The sequence below is a fragment of the Bacillus sp. KS1 genome (genome assembly GCF_020075515.1).
Taxonomy (GTDB): domain Bacteria; phylum Bacillota; class Bacilli; order Bacillales; family Bacillaceae; genus Bacillus; species Bacillus velezensis.
The window spans coordinates 127166-143918 of the sequence record NZ_JACAWW010000004.1; the positions used below are offsets into that span (position 1 = coordinate 127166).

The window sequence follows — 16753 nt, forward strand, 5'->3', positions numbered from 1 at the left end:
TTTTTTAAAAACGATGCTAGTATCTATTATAAACCTTGAGGAGAGTATTTCTCAAACGAGCTGTTTACAAATAAAAGACGCCGCTGCATACGGTTTCGGCGGGTCCCGTCATCAGCACATGCCCGTTATCCTGCCAATTAATCACAAGGTCGCCTCCCGCTAAATGAACAGTGATATCCCGGTTTCGTTCAGAAACACCGTTCAATACGGATGCGACAGCCGCCGCACAGGCGCCTGTTCCGCAAGCCTGTGTAATGCCGGAGCCGCGTTCCCATACGCGGAAATGAAGTTCATCGGCGCTGACGGTTTCCACAAATTCGACATTGACGCCTTCCGGAAATCTCGGGTCTTTTTCAATGACGGGACCGAGCGTTGTAAGAGGCGCTTGATTGATATCCGCAACCGGAAAAACAATATGGGGGTTTCCCATTGATACGGCTGTTCCGGAAAGCTCCGTTTCTCCAAAAACAAAGGTTTCATCGATCGTCCGTTCATCTTCATTGCCGAGCATCGGCAGCTCTTTTTTGGTGAGCCGCGGTTCGCCCATATCAACGGCGACTTCACGCACAATCCCGTTGCCCTCTGTAATGTCTGCTTTCACAAGACCTGAAAGCGTCTCAATGAAAAAGGACGTTTCTTCTGTCAGCTTATGTTCGTATGCGTACTTTGCCACACAGCGAAGGCCGTTGCCGCAATTTTTCCCTTCTGAGCCGTCATTATTAAAAATCCGCATTTTGACGGGCGCTTTTTCTGACGGACAGATGAGGATCATTCCGTCAGAGCCGATGCCCGTGTGAATGCTGGACACTTTAACGGCAATCTCAGCCAGCCGTTCTTCCGGCAGCTGTTCTTCAAATTGATTTACATATATATAACTGTTTCCAAGACCGTGCATCTTGGTAAAACGGAATGAATTCATATCGGCCTCCAACTTTTTTTCTTTTACTTAGTATAAAAGCTCTTCTGCTCGGACACAATACAAATATCCCCCGTTTTTCATACATAAAAGCTCCCTGCATATGCAGGGAGCTTTTATCGTTTACTAAATAAACATGCCGGCAATCGCCGCGCTGAGAAGGTTTGCGAGTGTTCCCGCAATAACCGCTCTTAATCCGAGGCGCGCAATGTCCGAACGGCGGCTTGGGGCCAAACCGCCCAGTGTGCCGAGCATAATCGCAATCGAAGAGAAGTTGGCAAATCCGCACAGCGCAAAGCTGATAATCGTAGACGTTTTTTTAGAAAAGTCCGCAATATGCGGACCGAAGTTTGAATAAGCGACAAACTCATTCAGCACAAGTTTCTGTCCGATATAGCTTCCCGCTCCGAGCGCTTCATGCCAAGGAACGCCGATTACAAATGCGATCGGCGAAAACACGTAACCGAGAATGGATTCTAATGTAATATGTTTGAAACCGAACCAGCCGCCGATTCCGCCGAGAATTCCGTTCACTACGGCGATGAGCGCGACAAACGCAAGCAGCATGGCGCCGACATTTAAAGCAATCTGAAGGCCAGTGGACGCGCCTTTTGCCGCTGCATCAATCACGTTAGCGGCGCCTTCGCCTTCTTCGTCCATATTAAAATCGCCTTTTATCGTCTGCGTTTTTTCCGTTTCAGGTATTAAAATTTTTCCGAACACGAGACCGGCGGGAGCCGCCATAAAGCTGGCCGCCAGCAAGTATTCGATCGGAATGCCTAACAGGGCGTAACCGAAAAGCGTCGAACCCGCTACAGCCGAAAGGCCGCTCGTCATAATCGTAAACAGCTCGGAACGGGTCAATCCCGCAATCAGCGGTTTAATGGCAAGCGGTGATTCAGACTGTCCGACAAAAATATTCGCAGCCGCCGCAAGCGATTCCGTTCTGCTTGTCCCAAGAAGTTTTGACAGTCCGCCTCCGATGACGCGAAAGATGAGCTGCATGATTTTCAAGTGATACAAAACGGCAATCAGCGCTGAGAAAAAGATAATGACCGGCAGAACGCTCAGCGCAAAAGCCGGGCTGCTGCCCACTTTTAACAGCGGGCCAAAAATAAAGCTGATGCCTTCGTTCGCATAATCAATGAGAAGCTGCACACGGCTTGAGAACCATAAAAATACGGCCCGGCCGGCGTCCCACTTTAATACGATGAATCCGAAGGCCATTTGTAAACATAAACCGACAATGACGGTTCGCAGGTTAATTTTGCTTTTCTTCTCTGATAACAAAAAAGCAATGGCTAATATAGCAACTGCCCCGAGCAGCCCCCAAACGATATTCAATGAATCCACCTCTAAAATTTTATTTAAAAAAAGTCTTTATTAAGATAACAATATTTATTTTTGCTGTCTACAAATTTTTTATTTTGCCAAAACCCGGGGCGCAATAAAAAAGAGACCCCGTTCGGAGCCTCTGATTAAAACATCGGATTTTCTTCTATGAATGTATATATGTTGTCAACCAGTTCAGCAGGCGTGCCTCCCGTGACCACTTCGCCGTTGACCAGGGCGAACAGGGACTCCATGCATTTCCCGCAATAGCTTAAACAGCCATATTCAAGCACGTCCAAGTTCGGATCCTTCTCTAAGATCTCAAGTGCTTCCTGGGAACCGCGCGCTAAATTGCTGACACAGAATTCAATCATCGGATTCATGCGGTTTCACCTCACATATGTACCTTATCCTAACGGAATTTCCTCTATTCGTCAAAGATCCGGTTTCACGCTCAATGTTATCGTAACATATTAATTCAGGTTAAAGGTTTTACTATTACGTGTTTTCTGGTCAATTTGTAGGTTATTTTAAAACTATTATTGTGGTTTTAGATCAAATTCGATATAATTCTAGATGTTATTTTACATAGTTCGTTATTTTGTAACAACATTGACTACCATATTTTTCGGGCAAAAGGGGAATCATTATGAAAAAATTGGTCTTGATCGGCGGGGGTTACGGAAACATGCGGGTGCTGCACCGCTTACTGCCGAACCAGCTTCCGTCAGATATATCCATCACGCTGATTGACAGAAACCCGTATCACTGCTTAAAAACAGAATATTATGCGCTTGCCGCCGGCACGATTTCTGATCATCATATCAGGGTGTCTTTTCCTGAGCATCCGAATCTGGATGTTCAATACGGTGAGGTGGCTTCCGTCGACACGAAAAACAAACAGGTTCTGTTTCATGACCGCGAACCGATTTCTTACGATGACGCGGTGATCGGACTGGGCTGCGAGGATAAGTATCATAACGTGCCCGGCGCGCCGGAACATACTTACAGCATTCAGACCATTGATCAGTCACGCGAAGCCTATCAAAAGCTGAACAACCTCGGCGCCAATGCATCTGTCGCTATCGTCGGAGCGGGATTAAGCGGCGTGGAGCTTGCCAGTGAATTAAGAGAGAGCCGTGACGATCTGAAGATTATGTTATTTGACCGGGGCGACCTGATTTTATCAAGCTTTCCGAAAAGACTCAGCAAGTACGTTCAGAAATGGTTTGAAGAACACGGCGTCACCATTATCAATAATGCGAATATTACAAAAGTGGAAGACGGCATCGTTTATAATCATGATGAAGGAATACCGGCCGATGCCATCGTGTGGACGGCGGGAATTCAGCCGAATAAAGCCGTCAGAGAACTGGACGCTGAAAAAGACCCGCAAGGCCGCATCGTTTTAACACCGCATCACAACCTTCCGGGCGATGAGCATGTTTACGTCGTCGGTGATTGCGCGAGCCTGCCGCATGCGCCGAGCGCCCAGCTGGCTGAAGCGCAAGCGGAACAAATTGTGCAGATCCTCCTGAAACGCTGGAACAATGAAGAGCTGCCGGAAACAATGCCGCAATTTAAGCTGAAAGGCGTTCTCGGTTCACTCGGAAAAAAAGCGGGCTTCGGTCTTGTCAACGACCGTCCGCTCATCGGGCGTGTGCCCCGTTTATTAAAATCAGGCCTTTTATGGATGTACAAGCATCATAACGGCTGATAAGAAAATAGCCGCTGATTGCGATCAGCGGCCATTTTTAAGAGCCCGCAACATAGCCGCGCTTTTCCATTTCTTCATATATATCTTTTAAATGCGGATTCCCTTCCCCCACAATGACATCCTCCACCAGCACAAGCGGATAGAAGAATTCATCGTTTCTGATGCGCTCCGCAAGCTCTTCTGTCTCCTTTTGCTGAGGCGGTGCGTCGATATCAATATACCGCATGCTAAAAGGCTGCTCCGGATATTTCCGTTTCAGCGCCGCCTCCAGCCATTCAAACGTATCTTTGGCGCTCGGCATATTCACGCAGCTTGCGCAAAGCGTTTCAGCGCCGTAAACACTGAGCGTAACCGGCTTTGTCATGTATATCATCCCCTTTACACCAGTATACAAAGGACGAGGCAGCTTTTGTATAAAAAACGGTTTTTATGTTCAAGTTTAAATATGCTATAATGGGGAAAGCAGCTTTGCAAACCAAACATTAGATTTTTACCGTTACTGTGAATATAATGGTTTTATGTATATGAAAGGAGCGAATCTCATGACTGAGGTTGAAATGAAAGAGCAAGTACAGGAAGTATTGGATAAATTACGTCCGTTTCTGCTTCGTGACGGCGGTGACTGTGAGCTTGTTGACGTAGACGAAGGCATCGTAAAGCTTCGCCTCCTTGGCGCATGCGGCAGCTGCCCAAGTTCAACGATTACGCTGAAAGCCGGAATCGAACGCGCCCTTCTTGAAGAAGTACCGGGTGTCGTTGAAGTAGAACAAGTATTTTAATCGTAAAACCAGGCTGCATGACAGCCTGGTTTTTTATTTTTTACAAATAGTCATCAAACCATGAACAAATATAACGGATGCGTTTCATCCGCTGTTCCGGATGGCCGCTTCTCGACAGCTCATGCGTGGCTTTCGGAAACCGGATGAACGACGTCGTTTTGTTCAGTTTCTTCAACGCGGTAAAGAGCTGCTCGGCCTGCTCTATCGGACAGCGGTCATCTCGCTCACCGTGCAGAATCAAAAGCGGCGTCGAAACGCGGGACGCATATTTTACAGGAGAACGATCCCAAAGCTTATCCGCTTCCTCAAACAAATCATGCCCGAGCTGCCAGTCGGTAAAAAAGAAACCGATATCGCTGACACCGTGGAAGCTGAACCAATTTGAAATGGAGCGCTGCGTGACGGCTGCTTTAAAACGGTCTGTCTGCCCGACAATCCAATTCGTCATAAACCCTCCGTAGCTTCCGCCCGTCACACCGAGACGGCCACTGTCAATAAACGGATACGCCTGAATGGCTTCATCCACCGCCTGCATGACATCACGGTAATCTCCGCCTCCGTAATCACCCCTGACACGATTGACAAAATCCTGCCCGTAGCCATGGCTTCCTCTTGGGTTGACATACACGACAGCATATCCTTGTGCGGCCAGCACTTGGAATTCGTGAAAATACGTATGGCCATACATCATGTGAGGCCCGCCGTGTATGTATAGAATGAGGGGATAAGTTTGATCTTCTTCAAAAACGGCGGGCTTTAAAAACCAGCCGTTTACCGTCAGCCCGTCCTTTGTTTCATATTGCAGCTTTTCCGGCACGGATATGATACGCTCCTCAATAAACCGATCATTGTCGAATGTCAATTGCTTCTCTTCCCCATCTTCAAGTGAAATGCTGTAAAGCTCGGAAGGCTGTGCGGGTTTGGCAATGACTGCGATACAGCTTTTCTGATCAGGATGAAAAGCAAAACCGTTCACATACTCTTCTTCTAATCGGATCGGATATACGAGGCCGTCAATCGAGATATAATAAATACCGGTGCTTCCCTGCTCGCTCCCGAGAACGTAAAAACCCTGCCCGTCGTATGTCCATACCGGCCGGGGCGTCACTCCTCCTATGATTGAATCCGCAATCAGCGCATCGCTCAAATGAACATCCAGCATGTCGGTCAGGCAGGACAGCCGCTCAGTTTTCACGTCGTACAGCCACGCTTTTTCTAAAGTCGCATTGCGAAATTCATTTTCATGGCCCAGCATCGCGATATAAGAACCGTCCGGTGAAAACACGCAGGAACCGAAAGAACCGCGGTGCGGCGTAATCTGCTTCAGGCTTCCGTCCGCCAGATTCATCAGATAGACATCGCTCGGCTTTCCGGCGTCACCCGGCTCGTATAAATTGGCGGTAAACGCAAGCTGCCTGCCATCCGGTGAAAAGGCCGCGTCATAATGATCCGCTTCATGATCCGTCAGCTGCTGAACCTCCCCCGTTTCAAGATGAATCAGCACAAGCTGGGCCCAGCTTCCGTTCAGCAGGCCTTTCCCGTCACGTTTATATGTTAATGACTGAATGTCAACCGGCTCATACTCGTCATGCTTCTTTTTTTCTTTCTCATCGGCGCGCTCCGCTGATGTCAGACTGACGGACACAAGCACGGATCTGCCGTCGGGCGCCCATATCGGATCTGATACGCCCCAAGGAATATCGGCCGCCTGCTCCGCCTCTCCGCCGGCAGCGTCGATGATGTACAGCTGAGGGATGCCGTTCCCCCTGTCAGAAACAAAGGCGAGGCGCCGTCCGTCAGGCGACCACCGCGGACTTGTATTTCTGTTGTCCCCGAAAGTCCACGGGTTTGAGATGCCGGATTCTGTGTCATATACCATAATGGCTGAGGAATAGGCATCACGCTTATGATTGACTGTTGTCCGGACGTAAGCGGCTCTTCTGCCGTCAGGGGCATATTGCGGGTCTGTCACGGATACGAGAGTCGCAATGTCCTCCTCGGTTATGAGTTTTTTCAAATCGTTTCTCCTCCTTTTCTTTTTTATTTCGCTTCCCTAAATAAAAATCCTTCTCCAGAAAAAGAAAGCGTCCTTCTCTGATGGGAAGAACGCTTTTTTATCATTATACACTTTTCACCTGCTCTAAAGGATTCCGTTCAATTACGCTTCCTTCTGACGGGACGGTAAGCGCCGCAATCTCACAGTGGGGGAAATGCTCAGAAAGCTGTTTTCTCAGCTCTTCTCCCTTTCCTTTTTCAATCAGGACAAGAATCGTCGGTCCCGCTCCGCTCAGCGCCGTTCCGTAAGCGCCTTTCATTTCGGCCGCATGTTCCACCTTTGAAAGCTCAGGAACAAGCATGGCGCGGTACGGCTGATGGAGGATGTCTTTTCTCATCATTTTCCCGGCGAGCGCCCAGTCATTTGACATGATCGCAGCAACGAGAAGGTTGCTGACGGCGCTTGCTTTAACGGCGCGTCGGTACGGCAGCTCTTTCGGGAGCACGTCTCTTGCGTCCCTGGTCAGAACTTCGTAAAACGGAATGACTGCCACAACGTCGATATCCGCTTCGGCAACACGCACGATATGTGTTTCATCTTCTTCGTGAAGGCCGATCACAAGCCCTCCTGCAAGGGAAGCAGCGGCATTATCAGGGTGCCCCTCTTCAAGACTCGCTAAGTGCAGCTTGTCGCTTTCCGACAGCTGCAGGCCGCATAACTCATCCGCAAGCTCAATGGCGGCGACGATAGCGGCCGCGCTGCTTCCGAGACCCCGTGCAAGGGGGATGTCACTCCATACTTTGACATGGGCGGGCGGCAGCTCTTTTTGATAGCGGTCAGCCGTCCGTTTGGCGACTTGGTAGATGAGGTTGTCCGTTCCTTGAGGGATGCCCGCGACAGTTTCGGTTTCCGCCGAGAACTGCCATTCATCGTTTCGGAAAACCGAAAGCTTCAAGTATCTGCTGAGCGCCATTCCGATGGAATCAAACCCAGGTCCTAAGTTGGCGGTGCTTCCCGGAACCGTAATGGAAAACAGCATCTCCGCCTCATTCATACACGCGCCGCTCCATTTAAGTATTCCAGAATACTGTCCTCATCTGTCGGCAGCGTGATCGGTTTTATGTCAGATACGTCCACAGCCGTATTCGGATCTTTCAGGCCGTTTCCGGTCAAAACTGCGACAACCTTGCTTCCTTTTGGAATTTCACCGGATTTCACCTGTTTCAAAACGCCGGCGATGGATGCACAGGAGCCCGGCTCGGCAAATACGCCTTCTTCACGGGCAATCAGCTGATAAGCGTGAAGGATTTCTCCATCTGTGACTTCATCAATTTTTCCGGCTGATTCTTCCGCAGCGAGCACGGCTTTGTCCCAGCTGGCGGGATTCCCGATTCGGATTGCCGTCGCAACGGTTTCTGGATTTTTAATGACCTCACCGCGAACGATAGCCGCAGAACCTTCCGCTTCAAAACCGCGCATCTTCGGAAGTCCGGTGCCGTTTTTCTCATGATATTCTTTGAACCCTTTCCAGTAGGCCGTGATATTCCCGGCATTTCCTACCGGGATCGCCAGAATGTCCGGCGCTTCGCCGAGCTGTTCGCATACTTCAAAGGCCGCTGTTTTTTGCCCTTCAATCCGGTAAGGGTTTACTGAATTCACTAATGCAATCGGTGATTTTTCACAAATCGACCGGACGATGGCCAGCGCGTCGTCAAAGTTTCCGTCAATCGCGATGATTTCCGCACCGTACATGACGGCCTGCGCAAGCTTTCCGAAGGCGATTTTCCCGTCCGGGATGATGACGATGCATTTCATGCCGGCTCTCGCCGCGTATGCGGCAGCCGCAGCGGATGTGTTGCCTGTTGAGGCGCACATGATGGTATCATTGCCTTCTTCTTTCGCTTTGGCGACCGCCATGACCATGCCGCGGTCTTTAAAAGATCCCGTCGGATTAACGCCTTCTGTTTTCACATGCAGTTCAATTCCGAGCTTTTCAGAAAGCTTCGGGAGGTGAATCAGCGGCGTATTGCCTTCATGCAATGTCAGGGCCGGCGTCCGATCCGTCACCGGCAGAAATTCTTTATATTGATGGATGAGTCCTTTCCACATTAGCTCCAACCGTTCCCTTCTACACGATATGTGCTTTTTACTTCTTGTACAACTTCTAGATCATTTAAGTTTTGCAGAATGTCACTGAAATCTTCTTCCGATGTATGATGCGTGACGATGACGATTTCCGCGAGATCGTCATGTCCTTTGATCGGCAGCTGCAGAATTTTTTCAAAGCTGACGCCGCGCTCTGAGAAGGCCGATGTGATTTTTGAAAAAGAGCCCACCTGGTCTTTGACATGAATTCTTAAAAACTGCTGGGCGTAGATATCAGACGGCTGCTTCAGATTTCTTTCAAACTGCGGGGCGACAAAGCTGTTTCCGTTTACGCCGAGACGCATGTTTTTCATGACCGCGACCAGATCGGAAACGACTGATGTCGCAGTCGGCATGCTTCCGGCTCCGGGGCCGTAAAACATCGTTTCGCCTACGGCTTCTCCGTACACGTAAACGGCATTAAACTCGTTATGCACGGCAGAGAGCGGATGATGATCCGGGAGCAGTGTCGGCTGAACGCTGACTTCGATTTTATTGTCATCACGCTGGGCGATGCCGATCAGCTTCATCGTATAGCCGAGCCGTTTGCTGAAGCTGATGTCTTCATCCGTAATCCGGGAAATTCCTTTTACTTTGACATCGTCCAGATCAACGTCCATAGAGAAGCCGAGACGGGCTAAAATCGCCATCTTGCGCGCGGCATCGAGCCCTTCTACATCGGCGGTCGGGTCCGCTTCCGCGAATCCGAGATCCTGCGCTTCCTTCAGCACTTCTTCATACGGGCTTTTTTCTTTAATCATTTTCGTTAAGATGAAGTTCGTCGTTCCGTTGACGATTCCCATCATTTTTGTGATCCGGTCAGAGGAAAGGCCTTCTTCGAGCGTGCGTAAAATCGGGATTCCGCCGGCGACACTCGCTTCATAATACAAGTCACAGCCATTTTCCTTTGCGGCGGCTAAAAGCTCTGAGCCATATACGGCGATCAGATCTTTATTTGCGGTCACAACATGTTTTTTCGCTTTCAAGGCGTCAAGAAGATATTGCTTCGTCTGTTCGACACCGCCGATGACTTCAATAATCACGTCGACCTCAGGGTCATCGATTACATCATAGACTTCTGTCGTCAGCACTTCTTTCGGCAGGTCTGCGTCTCGTTTTTTATCAATATCTTTAACTAGCACTTTTTTGATCGTCACCGGACAGCCGACCTGGTGCATAAGCTTATCCTGATGATCTTGTATAATTTTGACGACACCGCTTCCCACGGTTCCCAGTCCTAACAGTCCAATACGAATCGCTTCCAAAGAGAAACTCCACCTTTCTTCCTTTTGTCCACTAGAAAAGGACAATTGTTAACCCTTCACAGACATTTAAGTTACAAATATTATATAAGCCCGCATTTGTTTTGACAAGCGGCTGAATATTGTTTCTACGGATATGAAAACGCTTAACACACTGATATGACAAGATTCCCTATTTTCTAAATATTTTTACGTTATATTTTCTTACGAACTGATTCCTTTTCCGAGCCAAGCCACAGGCGGGACAAAAACCTGCGCCGACCTGACATTCATCATGTTGTGACATGTCTGTAAAAACTGTTCATAGCGGGTGCAGTCGGCAAGAATGTAGTCAAGCTGCTCTTCGTAAAACTGTTTTTCAGAATCATGAGAAATGTAATAGCTCTCCACCGTCTCGAAGAAATGGAGCGGAAACAGCAGGCGGCTGTAAAACAGGCGCTTGGAAAAGGAGGATAACGGCGTAACTTGCTCATATTCCTGCAGAAACAAAAACCCATCTTTGAGCAGGTCGTCACGATGATACAAATATGTGCTGCGCATATATTCCGCAATATCACGGGCGGCATGGTCGAATACCCAATCGCCCGGAATGCGGATCAATGATTCCTCCGACCAGGTATCCCGTTCCATCCGCTGATGGCAGATTGTCCCCGAGTCTTCTGCGCCGGGATTGTCATCCAGCTCCGTATCCACTAAATATTGAATGGCGTTTTCCGCTAAGCCTGAATAATAAGGAAATGCTTCGATCATTTTCTTTTCGAACGGTTCAAGCGGAGACATATGAATTTTCTGCATCCAGAATGATTCCAGCTGATCCACCCGTTTTCCCCATAAGTCCTTCCATTGGCCGATCCTGCCCGCTTCTTTCACTTCGTACGGGAAACCCCGCCCTTTTCTGTGAAATTCGGCAAGCTCCCCTCCGACAGAAAAAGACCGGTTTGAGACGGGAATCGGCGCTTTTAAGAGCGCATACGTTTTGCCTTCGTCCTCAAAGGTCAGTTCTCCTTCCTTCGTAAAGATAAACACTGAAACGTATGGGTCACTTTGTTCTTGTAAATACTGACTCATGTAGTAAAGCTCCGTCAGCTCTGATTGCGAAAACCCGGAAACGGGAATTATAAGAAAGAAGGAATTAGGCGTCTGGAAGCATTGGTATTTCTGATAAACGGAAAGCTGTCTGACGTGGATGCCGTACTTTTCTTTAATGATGCTTTTCATCATAATCACCTGCCTGAAAAATTAGAGCTATTCACATCGTAGTCATACGCCGGCGGAATTATGAATACATATTGTAATCCTTTGAATCAAGTGGAGAAACATCGTACACATCGGAAGGATGTTGTATAAACTAGTAAAAAAAGATTGGGTGAAGCAAATGTCAGAAAAGGAACAACTGAATCAGGTGGAAGCTGTCGCCAGGGCGCGTTTAAAAGAACGGGGGGTTGAGACGGACGATATCGCCGAGCTGGTGTATTTCCTTCAAAAAAAATATCATCCTGATTTGACGATGGAGGTATGCAGGCTCAATGTGGACCGTGTCATCGCAAAACGCGAGGTGCAAAACGCCATTTTAACGGGAATAGAATTAGATGTGCTCGCCGAACAAAAAAAGCTGTCTGAACCGCTTCAGACCATTCTGACGATTGATGAAAGCCTGTATGGGGTTGACGAGGTGCTCGCCTTCTCTATCGTGAATATATACGGCTCGATCGGCTTTACGAATTACGGCTACATTGACAAAGAAAAACCCGGCATTCTTGGGCGGTTAAATGATAAATCTACGGGCGAATGCCATACGTTTCTTGATGATATCGTCGGCGCAATCGCAGCAGCGGCTTCAAGCCGGCTTGCTCACAGCGCCAGAAATACAGAATAAGGACGGCCGTCATGGCCGTCCCTTTTTTTATAGATGTTCAATCCATTCGGTTAAAGAGTCAATCGCATATGTCGGTTTTTGGTCATAACCGGCCATATGTTCACGCTTTGTCACTCCGGTGTGAACCAGCAGCGTATCCATTCCAGCATTGATGCCGGCCATAATATCCGTTGCATAGTTATCGCCGACCATGAGTGTTTCGGAAATATCCGTTCCGAGCACACGCATCGCCTGTTCCATAATAATGGATTCAGGCTTGCCGATAAAGACAGGCTCAACGCCCGTTGACACCGTCAAAACGGATGTAAGCGAACCGTTCCCTGGTAAAAGCCCTCTTTCAGTCGGAATGGCGACGTCGCCGTTTGTTGAAATGAACCGGGCGCCGTTTCTGATCGCAAGGCATCCCGTTGCCAACTTTTCATATGTAATGCCGCGGTCGATTCCCACAACGACAAAGTCCGCGTTTTCTTCCCCGAAGCTCAGCCCGTTTTCTTCAATGGCCTGGCGGATGCCTTCTTCGCCGATCACATACACCGACGCGTCTTTTTTCTGCTGGGCGATATGCTGCGCAGTAGCCATGCTCGTCGTGAAGACCTGCTCTTCAGATGCAGGAATGTCAAAGCTCATCAGCTTGTCCGCCACCTGCTTCGGCGTCCGGGAAGAATTGTTCGTTACGAATAAATACGGAATGCCGCGCGCTTTAAGCGTTCTCACGAATTCACACGCTTCTTCGATTTTTTCCGTCCCGTTGTACATTGTGCCGTCCAAATCTATCAAATATCCTTTATAATCTTTCATACTCAACACTCCTGTGGATTTTCTCACTCGTTGTTATTTAAATGCGGAAACAGGCCCTAATTCTGTTTCCAGGTAGGTTCTTACACGGGCCGGAAAGGCTTTCAGCACATCTCTGTTTGACGTGATCAGCGTAAACAGCTCCTGATGATCGGCATGCTGATATTCCTGGACAAGCTGCTTTCTGGAAGAGATCAGCTGCTTCAGCTTATTCCCTTCATCCTCAGCTACCACCTTTTCATCCGTCAGAATATCCATGATGTCGTCATAACTGCCCGGATCGCGCATGATAAAGCCGTCAATCATATCATTTCCGACATCGAGAATGCATTCGATCATAAGATGGCTGATCCGCTCAAGCGCCCTTTTTTCGATTTCGCTCTGCCATGCAGGCGTGCTGTCAAACAGCGCCAGCTGGGTCTCAAAAAAACGGAGTGTTTGTTCGATATTATTTCTGTCAACAAAATACACGTGACAGCATCCCCTTCTGCATCAATTATTTTCTGATTCGTTTTAAAACAAAATACGCGCAGCCGAAATTGCAGTATTCGTAAATGTATTCGTCCAATGTGCTGATTTTCGTTTCAAAGGTTGCTTTTTGATTCTGGTCATCAAAGAAGCCTTTGAGCCGCAGCTGACTGTATCCCCAGTCTCCCACAATGTAATCATATTTATTTAATATGTCCGAATAGCGGGCTTTGAACGCTTCTTCATTAAAGCCGTTTTTAAAATCGTGTACGAGTTCAAACTCGGCATTTTGAATAAGAATCATGTCTTCACCTCTTTTATCACTCTTTACTATCATAATTCATTGACTTCTGTCCATCAATTGCAAAATGAGACGGTTTGGACGGACGGAGAATTTTTCCTCTTTATATCCAGTGTAGCGGTTCAGACGATCCTTATTCAAGAATGACTTTTTCCCTGCAAAAACGGCTCCATCACAAAAAACCCAAAACCTGCGGCGTTTTGGGTTTTTTCGGCTTATCTTATGCTTGGGCCTGACGTTTTTTAGACGCTTCGTTCACTTGTTCATCCGCATGGTAGGAAGAACGGACAAGCGGGCCTGCTTCACAGTGGCTGAAGCCTTTTTGCATCGCGATTTCTTTCAGTTCGGCAAATTCGTCCGGATGATAATATTTTTGGACTTTTAAATGTTTTTTCGACGGCTGCAGGTATTGGCCGATCGCCATGATGTCGACATTGTTCGCAAGCAGGTCGTCCATCACTTCAATAATTTCTTCCTTCGTTTCGCCGAGACCGATCATAATGCTTGATTTCGTCGGGATGTCAGGCTGCATTTCTTTCGCACGGCGCAAGAATTCCAAAGAACGGTCATATGTTGCGCGGGCCCGGACTCTCGGTGTCAGGCGGCGGACGGTTTCAATGTTGTGGTTCAGAATATCAGGACGGGTATCCATTAATGTTTTCAGGTTGTCGTAATTTCCGCCCATATCGGATGGCAGCACTTCAATTGTCGTGAACGGGCTTTTTCTGCGGATCGCCCGGACCGTTTCCGCAAAGACGCCTGCTCCGCCGTCTTTCTGATCATCACGCGCTACGGCCGTGATGACGGCGTGTTTTAAATTCATCAGCGCGACGGAATCAGCTACGCGTTCCGGTTCCTGCAGATCCAGCTCAGTCGGCAGTCCCGTTTTTACAGCGCAGAAGCGGCATGCTCTCGTACAGACGGAACCGAGAATCATGAACGTCGCCGTACGTCTGACAGCCCAGCATTCATGGATGTTCGGGCATTTTGCTTCTTCACATACGGTATGCAGATTATTTTCACGCATTAATTTTTTCAGGCCCGTATAGTTTTCATTCGTGTTCAGCTTTATTTTGAGCCATTCCGGCTTTCTCAGATGCTCGTCTTTCTTTGCCATTTCCCCATCATCTCCATTATCCCTTTATTCATGTTCGTGTGCGAAAAATTTCTATTTCACGATGGATATAAAACTTGCGGATTTCTATTCAATAGTCACTTTAACATAGGAAAAATTTCTCGACAAGGGAAGAGAATTACTTACATTTTCTCGGATTGTTGCCGCAAACTATGTGTATTCAATCCTGAAAGGAGATCATGTTGTGAAAGTTCTGTTATCTGCTCTTCTCCTTTTATCAGTTTTCTGTCCGGCTGCAAGCGGGAAAGAACAATCGGCTCCTGTTTACGGCGAACGGATGCAGTTGTACCGCAAAGCCGAAGCAGTCACGCAGATTCCTTGGTATGTGCTTGCGGCGGTTGATCAATATGAAGAAAATGTCCGCTCGAACCGAAAGGATCTGCCGGAAAAAGCAGGAATCATCAGCATTTATATTCCGGATCATTTGTGGAGCGGCCCTGAAAATCCAAATCCTAAGGACGATGCGCCTCTCAGCATTAAAGTATTTGACGGGATCGGCCTGGACGGCGACGGCGACGGAAAAGCCGAGGTCAGCAATGATGAGGATATCCTTTATACATTTGCACAGTATTTAGCGGGATTCGGAACGGATCTTGACCATATCCGCATCGGCCTCTGGAATTATTACCGCCGTGATCAGACGGTCGGCATTATCACCGAATTCATGACACTGTTTAAAACGTTCGGCCGCCTTGATCTCGGAGAGCACGCCTTTCCGCTTCCCGTGAAGACGGATTACAGCTACCGCAGCACGTGGGGCGCCGCCCGGGGTTTCGGCGGGCGCCGGATTCACGAAGGAACGGATCTGTTCGCTCATTACGGGCTCCCCGTCAGATCGACCTGCTACGGTATTGTTGAAATGAAGGGCTGGAACCGTTTCGGCGGCTGGAGAATCGGCATCAGGGATATCAATAACACGTATCACTACTTCGCTCACCTGAACGGCTTTGCAAAAGGTGTGCATAAAGGCCAGATCGTCAAACCCGGTGAAGTGATCGGCTCTGTCGGCAGTTCCGGATACGGACCGCCGGGCACCGCGGGAAAATTTCCGCCGCATCTTCACTACGGGATGTATAAAGATAACGGCAGATCGGAATGGTCTTTTGATCCGTATCCCCATTTAAGGGCATGGGAACGAAAAGAAATCCGCAGGAAAAAGTAAACACACAGCCGCCAGGAAAGATTGCGGCTGTGTGTTTTTATTTATCTTTCTTCTGTTTTTCATTCGGCAGCTGGACGGAAGGCGTCACACCTGACCCGCCGCTTCCGTTATAAAACTGCGGCACCTCTCCTTGAATCGCTTTAATGGAGACCGGAATATTATTTGTCACGACTGAAGTCTTACTGGCAAACGGAATAATGACCTTCACTTTAATCTCCACGAAAATACTGATATCAATCAGGGCATTGTTAATGCCGTACGGCTTTATTTTTGTTTTCACATCAGTTAACGCATCGCCGATCAAGTTAAAGCGCACGGGGATTTTCGGCCCGAGATTTCCGAGAATGCTGTTTCCCGTGACCTGCCCTAAGGGAATATCGATCATAATTTCATCGGCCGTTTTCGCGCCTTTTTCTGTTTCATGCTGCTTATTGTTCGACTCCGCTTCCTTCAGATGAGCCTGAAGCTGCTTTGTCACTTTCGCCTTCATGCTGTTGACCATTTGTGTATTAAAATCCATCGTTGTGACTTTTCCGTTTTCATCCGTTTTCATATCGACCATATCTTTCACATTGTCGCTGTGAGACATGTATTCCTCAATGGATTCCGTAATGACCTCTGTCGCCACCCGTTTAGTTTCCATTTCTCCGATGTTCATCAGCACCGGTTTGATTGAGGAGTTGATCATCCAGAGGCTGATGACTGTTGATATGATAAAAAAAGCAAACGACAGAAGAAGCACATATCGAAAAGGCAAAGGCCCTCTCTTGCGAAGAGCGCTCCGGTATCTAGGCAAGAAAAATCCCCCCTTACATATCACAATGTATGCTTGTAAGAGGGGACATAGTATTTTATTTTCACTCTTAAAA

At 48.1% G+C, this 16753-nt stretch carries 18 protein-coding genes; 4 read left to right on the forward strand and 14 right to left on the reverse strand.

The genetic code is table 11. The annotated features are described in order from the left end of the window. Positions 1-64: 64 nt before the first annotated feature. The 3 genes from dapF to HWY38_RS00990 all read right to left on the reverse strand — a co-directional run bounded on the left by dapF (position 65) and on the right by HWY38_RS00990 (position 2631). Positions 65-919, reverse strand: a complete 855-nt coding sequence (gene dapF / locus HWY38_RS00980) for a diaminopimelate epimerase (RefSeq protein WP_224181091.1) — start codon at positions 917-919, stop codon at positions 65-67. A gap of 123 nt (positions 920-1042) precedes the next feature. Then, positions 1043-2260, reverse strand: a complete 1218-nt coding sequence (locus HWY38_RS00985) for a NupC/NupG family nucleoside CNT transporter (RefSeq protein WP_012118346.1) — start codon at positions 2258-2260, stop codon at positions 1043-1045. A 134-nt stretch (positions 2261-2394) separates the two neighbouring features. After that, positions 2395-2631 (reverse strand): YuzB family protein, encoded by a 237-nt coding sequence (locus HWY38_RS00990; RefSeq protein ID WP_007408721.1) that lies wholly within the window; start codon positions 2629-2631, stop codon positions 2395-2397. A gap of 266 nt (positions 2632-2897) precedes the next feature. Here HWY38_RS00990 and HWY38_RS00995 point away from each other — a divergent pair, with 266 nt between their 5' ends. Continuing rightward, positions 2898-3965 carry an NAD(P)/FAD-dependent oxidoreductase gene (locus HWY38_RS00995; RefSeq protein ID WP_007613539.1) on the forward strand — a complete coding sequence of 356 codons (1068 nt, stop codon included), beginning with the start codon at positions 2898-2900 and terminating at the stop codon, positions 3963-3965. Positions 3966-4002: 37 nt separating this feature from the next. Here the strand turns inward: HWY38_RS00995 and HWY38_RS01000 are convergent, their stop codons facing one another. Next, a complete protein-coding gene (locus tag HWY38_RS01000) occupies positions 4003-4329 on the reverse strand; it encodes a YuzD family protein (protein WP_007613541.1) in 327 nt (108 codons plus the stop codon). 79 nt (positions 4330-4408) lie between these two features. Between HWY38_RS01000 and HWY38_RS01005 the strand changes: the two genes are divergently transcribed. Then, positions 4409-4744, forward strand: a complete 336-nt coding sequence (locus HWY38_RS01005) for a NifU family protein (RefSeq protein WP_169510385.1) — start codon at positions 4409-4411, stop codon at positions 4742-4744. 40 nt (positions 4745-4784) lie between these two features. Here the strand turns inward: HWY38_RS01005 and HWY38_RS01010 are convergent, their stop codons facing one another. The 5 genes from HWY38_RS01010 to yutH form a co-directional block, all read right to left on the reverse strand. Next, complete coding sequence (locus HWY38_RS01010) at positions 4785-6761, reverse strand: alpha/beta hydrolase family protein (protein WP_224181092.1); 1977 nt, start codon at positions 6759-6761, stop codon at positions 4785-4787. Between the two features lie 103 nt (positions 6762-6864). Next, on the reverse strand, positions 6865-7794 hold the full coding sequence (thrB, locus tag HWY38_RS01015) for a homoserine kinase (protein WP_003151940.1): 930 nt from the start codon (positions 7792-7794) through the stop codon (positions 6865-6867). After that, a complete protein-coding gene (gene thrC / locus HWY38_RS01020) occupies positions 7791-8849 on the reverse strand; it encodes a threonine synthase (protein WP_015387765.1) in 1059 nt (352 codons plus the stop codon). Before thrC ends, thrB begins: the two co-directional genes overlap by 4 nt. Further along, entirely contained in the window at positions 8849-10150 is a 1302-nt protein-coding gene (locus tag HWY38_RS01025; protein ID WP_007613551.1) for a homoserine dehydrogenase, read from the reverse strand. Before HWY38_RS01025 ends, thrC begins: the two co-directional genes overlap by 1 nt. A gap of 201 nt (positions 10151-10351) precedes the next feature. Further along, positions 10352-11368 (reverse strand): spore coat putative kinase YutH, encoded by a 1017-nt coding sequence (gene yutH / locus HWY38_RS01030; RefSeq protein ID WP_007613555.1) that lies wholly within the window; start codon positions 11366-11368, stop codon positions 10352-10354. 154 nt (positions 11369-11522) lie between these two features. Between yutH and HWY38_RS01035 the strand changes: the two genes are divergently transcribed. Then, entirely contained in the window at positions 11523-12023 is a 501-nt protein-coding gene (locus HWY38_RS01035; RefSeq protein WP_224181093.1) for a phosphatidylglycerophosphatase A, read from the forward strand. 27 nt (positions 12024-12050) lie between these two features. Here the strand turns inward: HWY38_RS01035 and HWY38_RS01040 are convergent, their stop codons facing one another. From HWY38_RS01040 to lipA, 4 genes are all read right to left on the reverse strand, one after another. Then, positions 12051-12821: a TIGR01457 family HAD-type hydrolase gene (locus tag HWY38_RS01040; protein ID WP_013353455.1), complete on the reverse strand. Its 771-nt coding sequence runs from the start codon at positions 12819-12821 to the stop codon at positions 12051-12053. Between the two features lie 33 nt (positions 12822-12854). Further along, positions 12855-13289, reverse strand: coding sequence for a DUF86 domain-containing protein (locus tag HWY38_RS01045; protein WP_038459720.1), 435 nt, complete (start codon positions 13287-13289; stop codon positions 12855-12857). Between the two features lie 25 nt (positions 13290-13314). After that, positions 13315-13590, reverse strand: coding sequence for a YutD family protein (locus HWY38_RS01050; protein ID WP_003151928.1), 276 nt, complete (start codon positions 13588-13590; stop codon positions 13315-13317). Between the two features lie 217 nt (positions 13591-13807). Continuing rightward, entirely contained in the window at positions 13808-14704 is an 897-nt protein-coding gene (gene lipA / locus HWY38_RS01055; RefSeq protein WP_003151923.1) for a lipoyl synthase, read from the reverse strand. Positions 14705-14906: 202 nt separating this feature from the next. Here lipA and lytH point away from each other — a divergent pair, with 202 nt between their 5' ends. Further along, a complete protein-coding gene (lytH, locus tag HWY38_RS01060; protein ID WP_032876720.1) occupies positions 14907-15884 on the forward strand; it encodes an L-Ala--D-Glu endopeptidase in 978 nt (325 codons plus the stop codon). Between the two features lie 37 nt (positions 15885-15921). On the opposite strand, the gene yunB is transcribed toward lytH, so the two are convergent. Next, entirely contained in the window at positions 15922-16680 is a 759-nt protein-coding gene (gene yunB, locus HWY38_RS01065; protein WP_014418800.1) for a sporulation protein YunB, read from the reverse strand. Positions 16681-16753 lie beyond the last annotated feature (73 nt).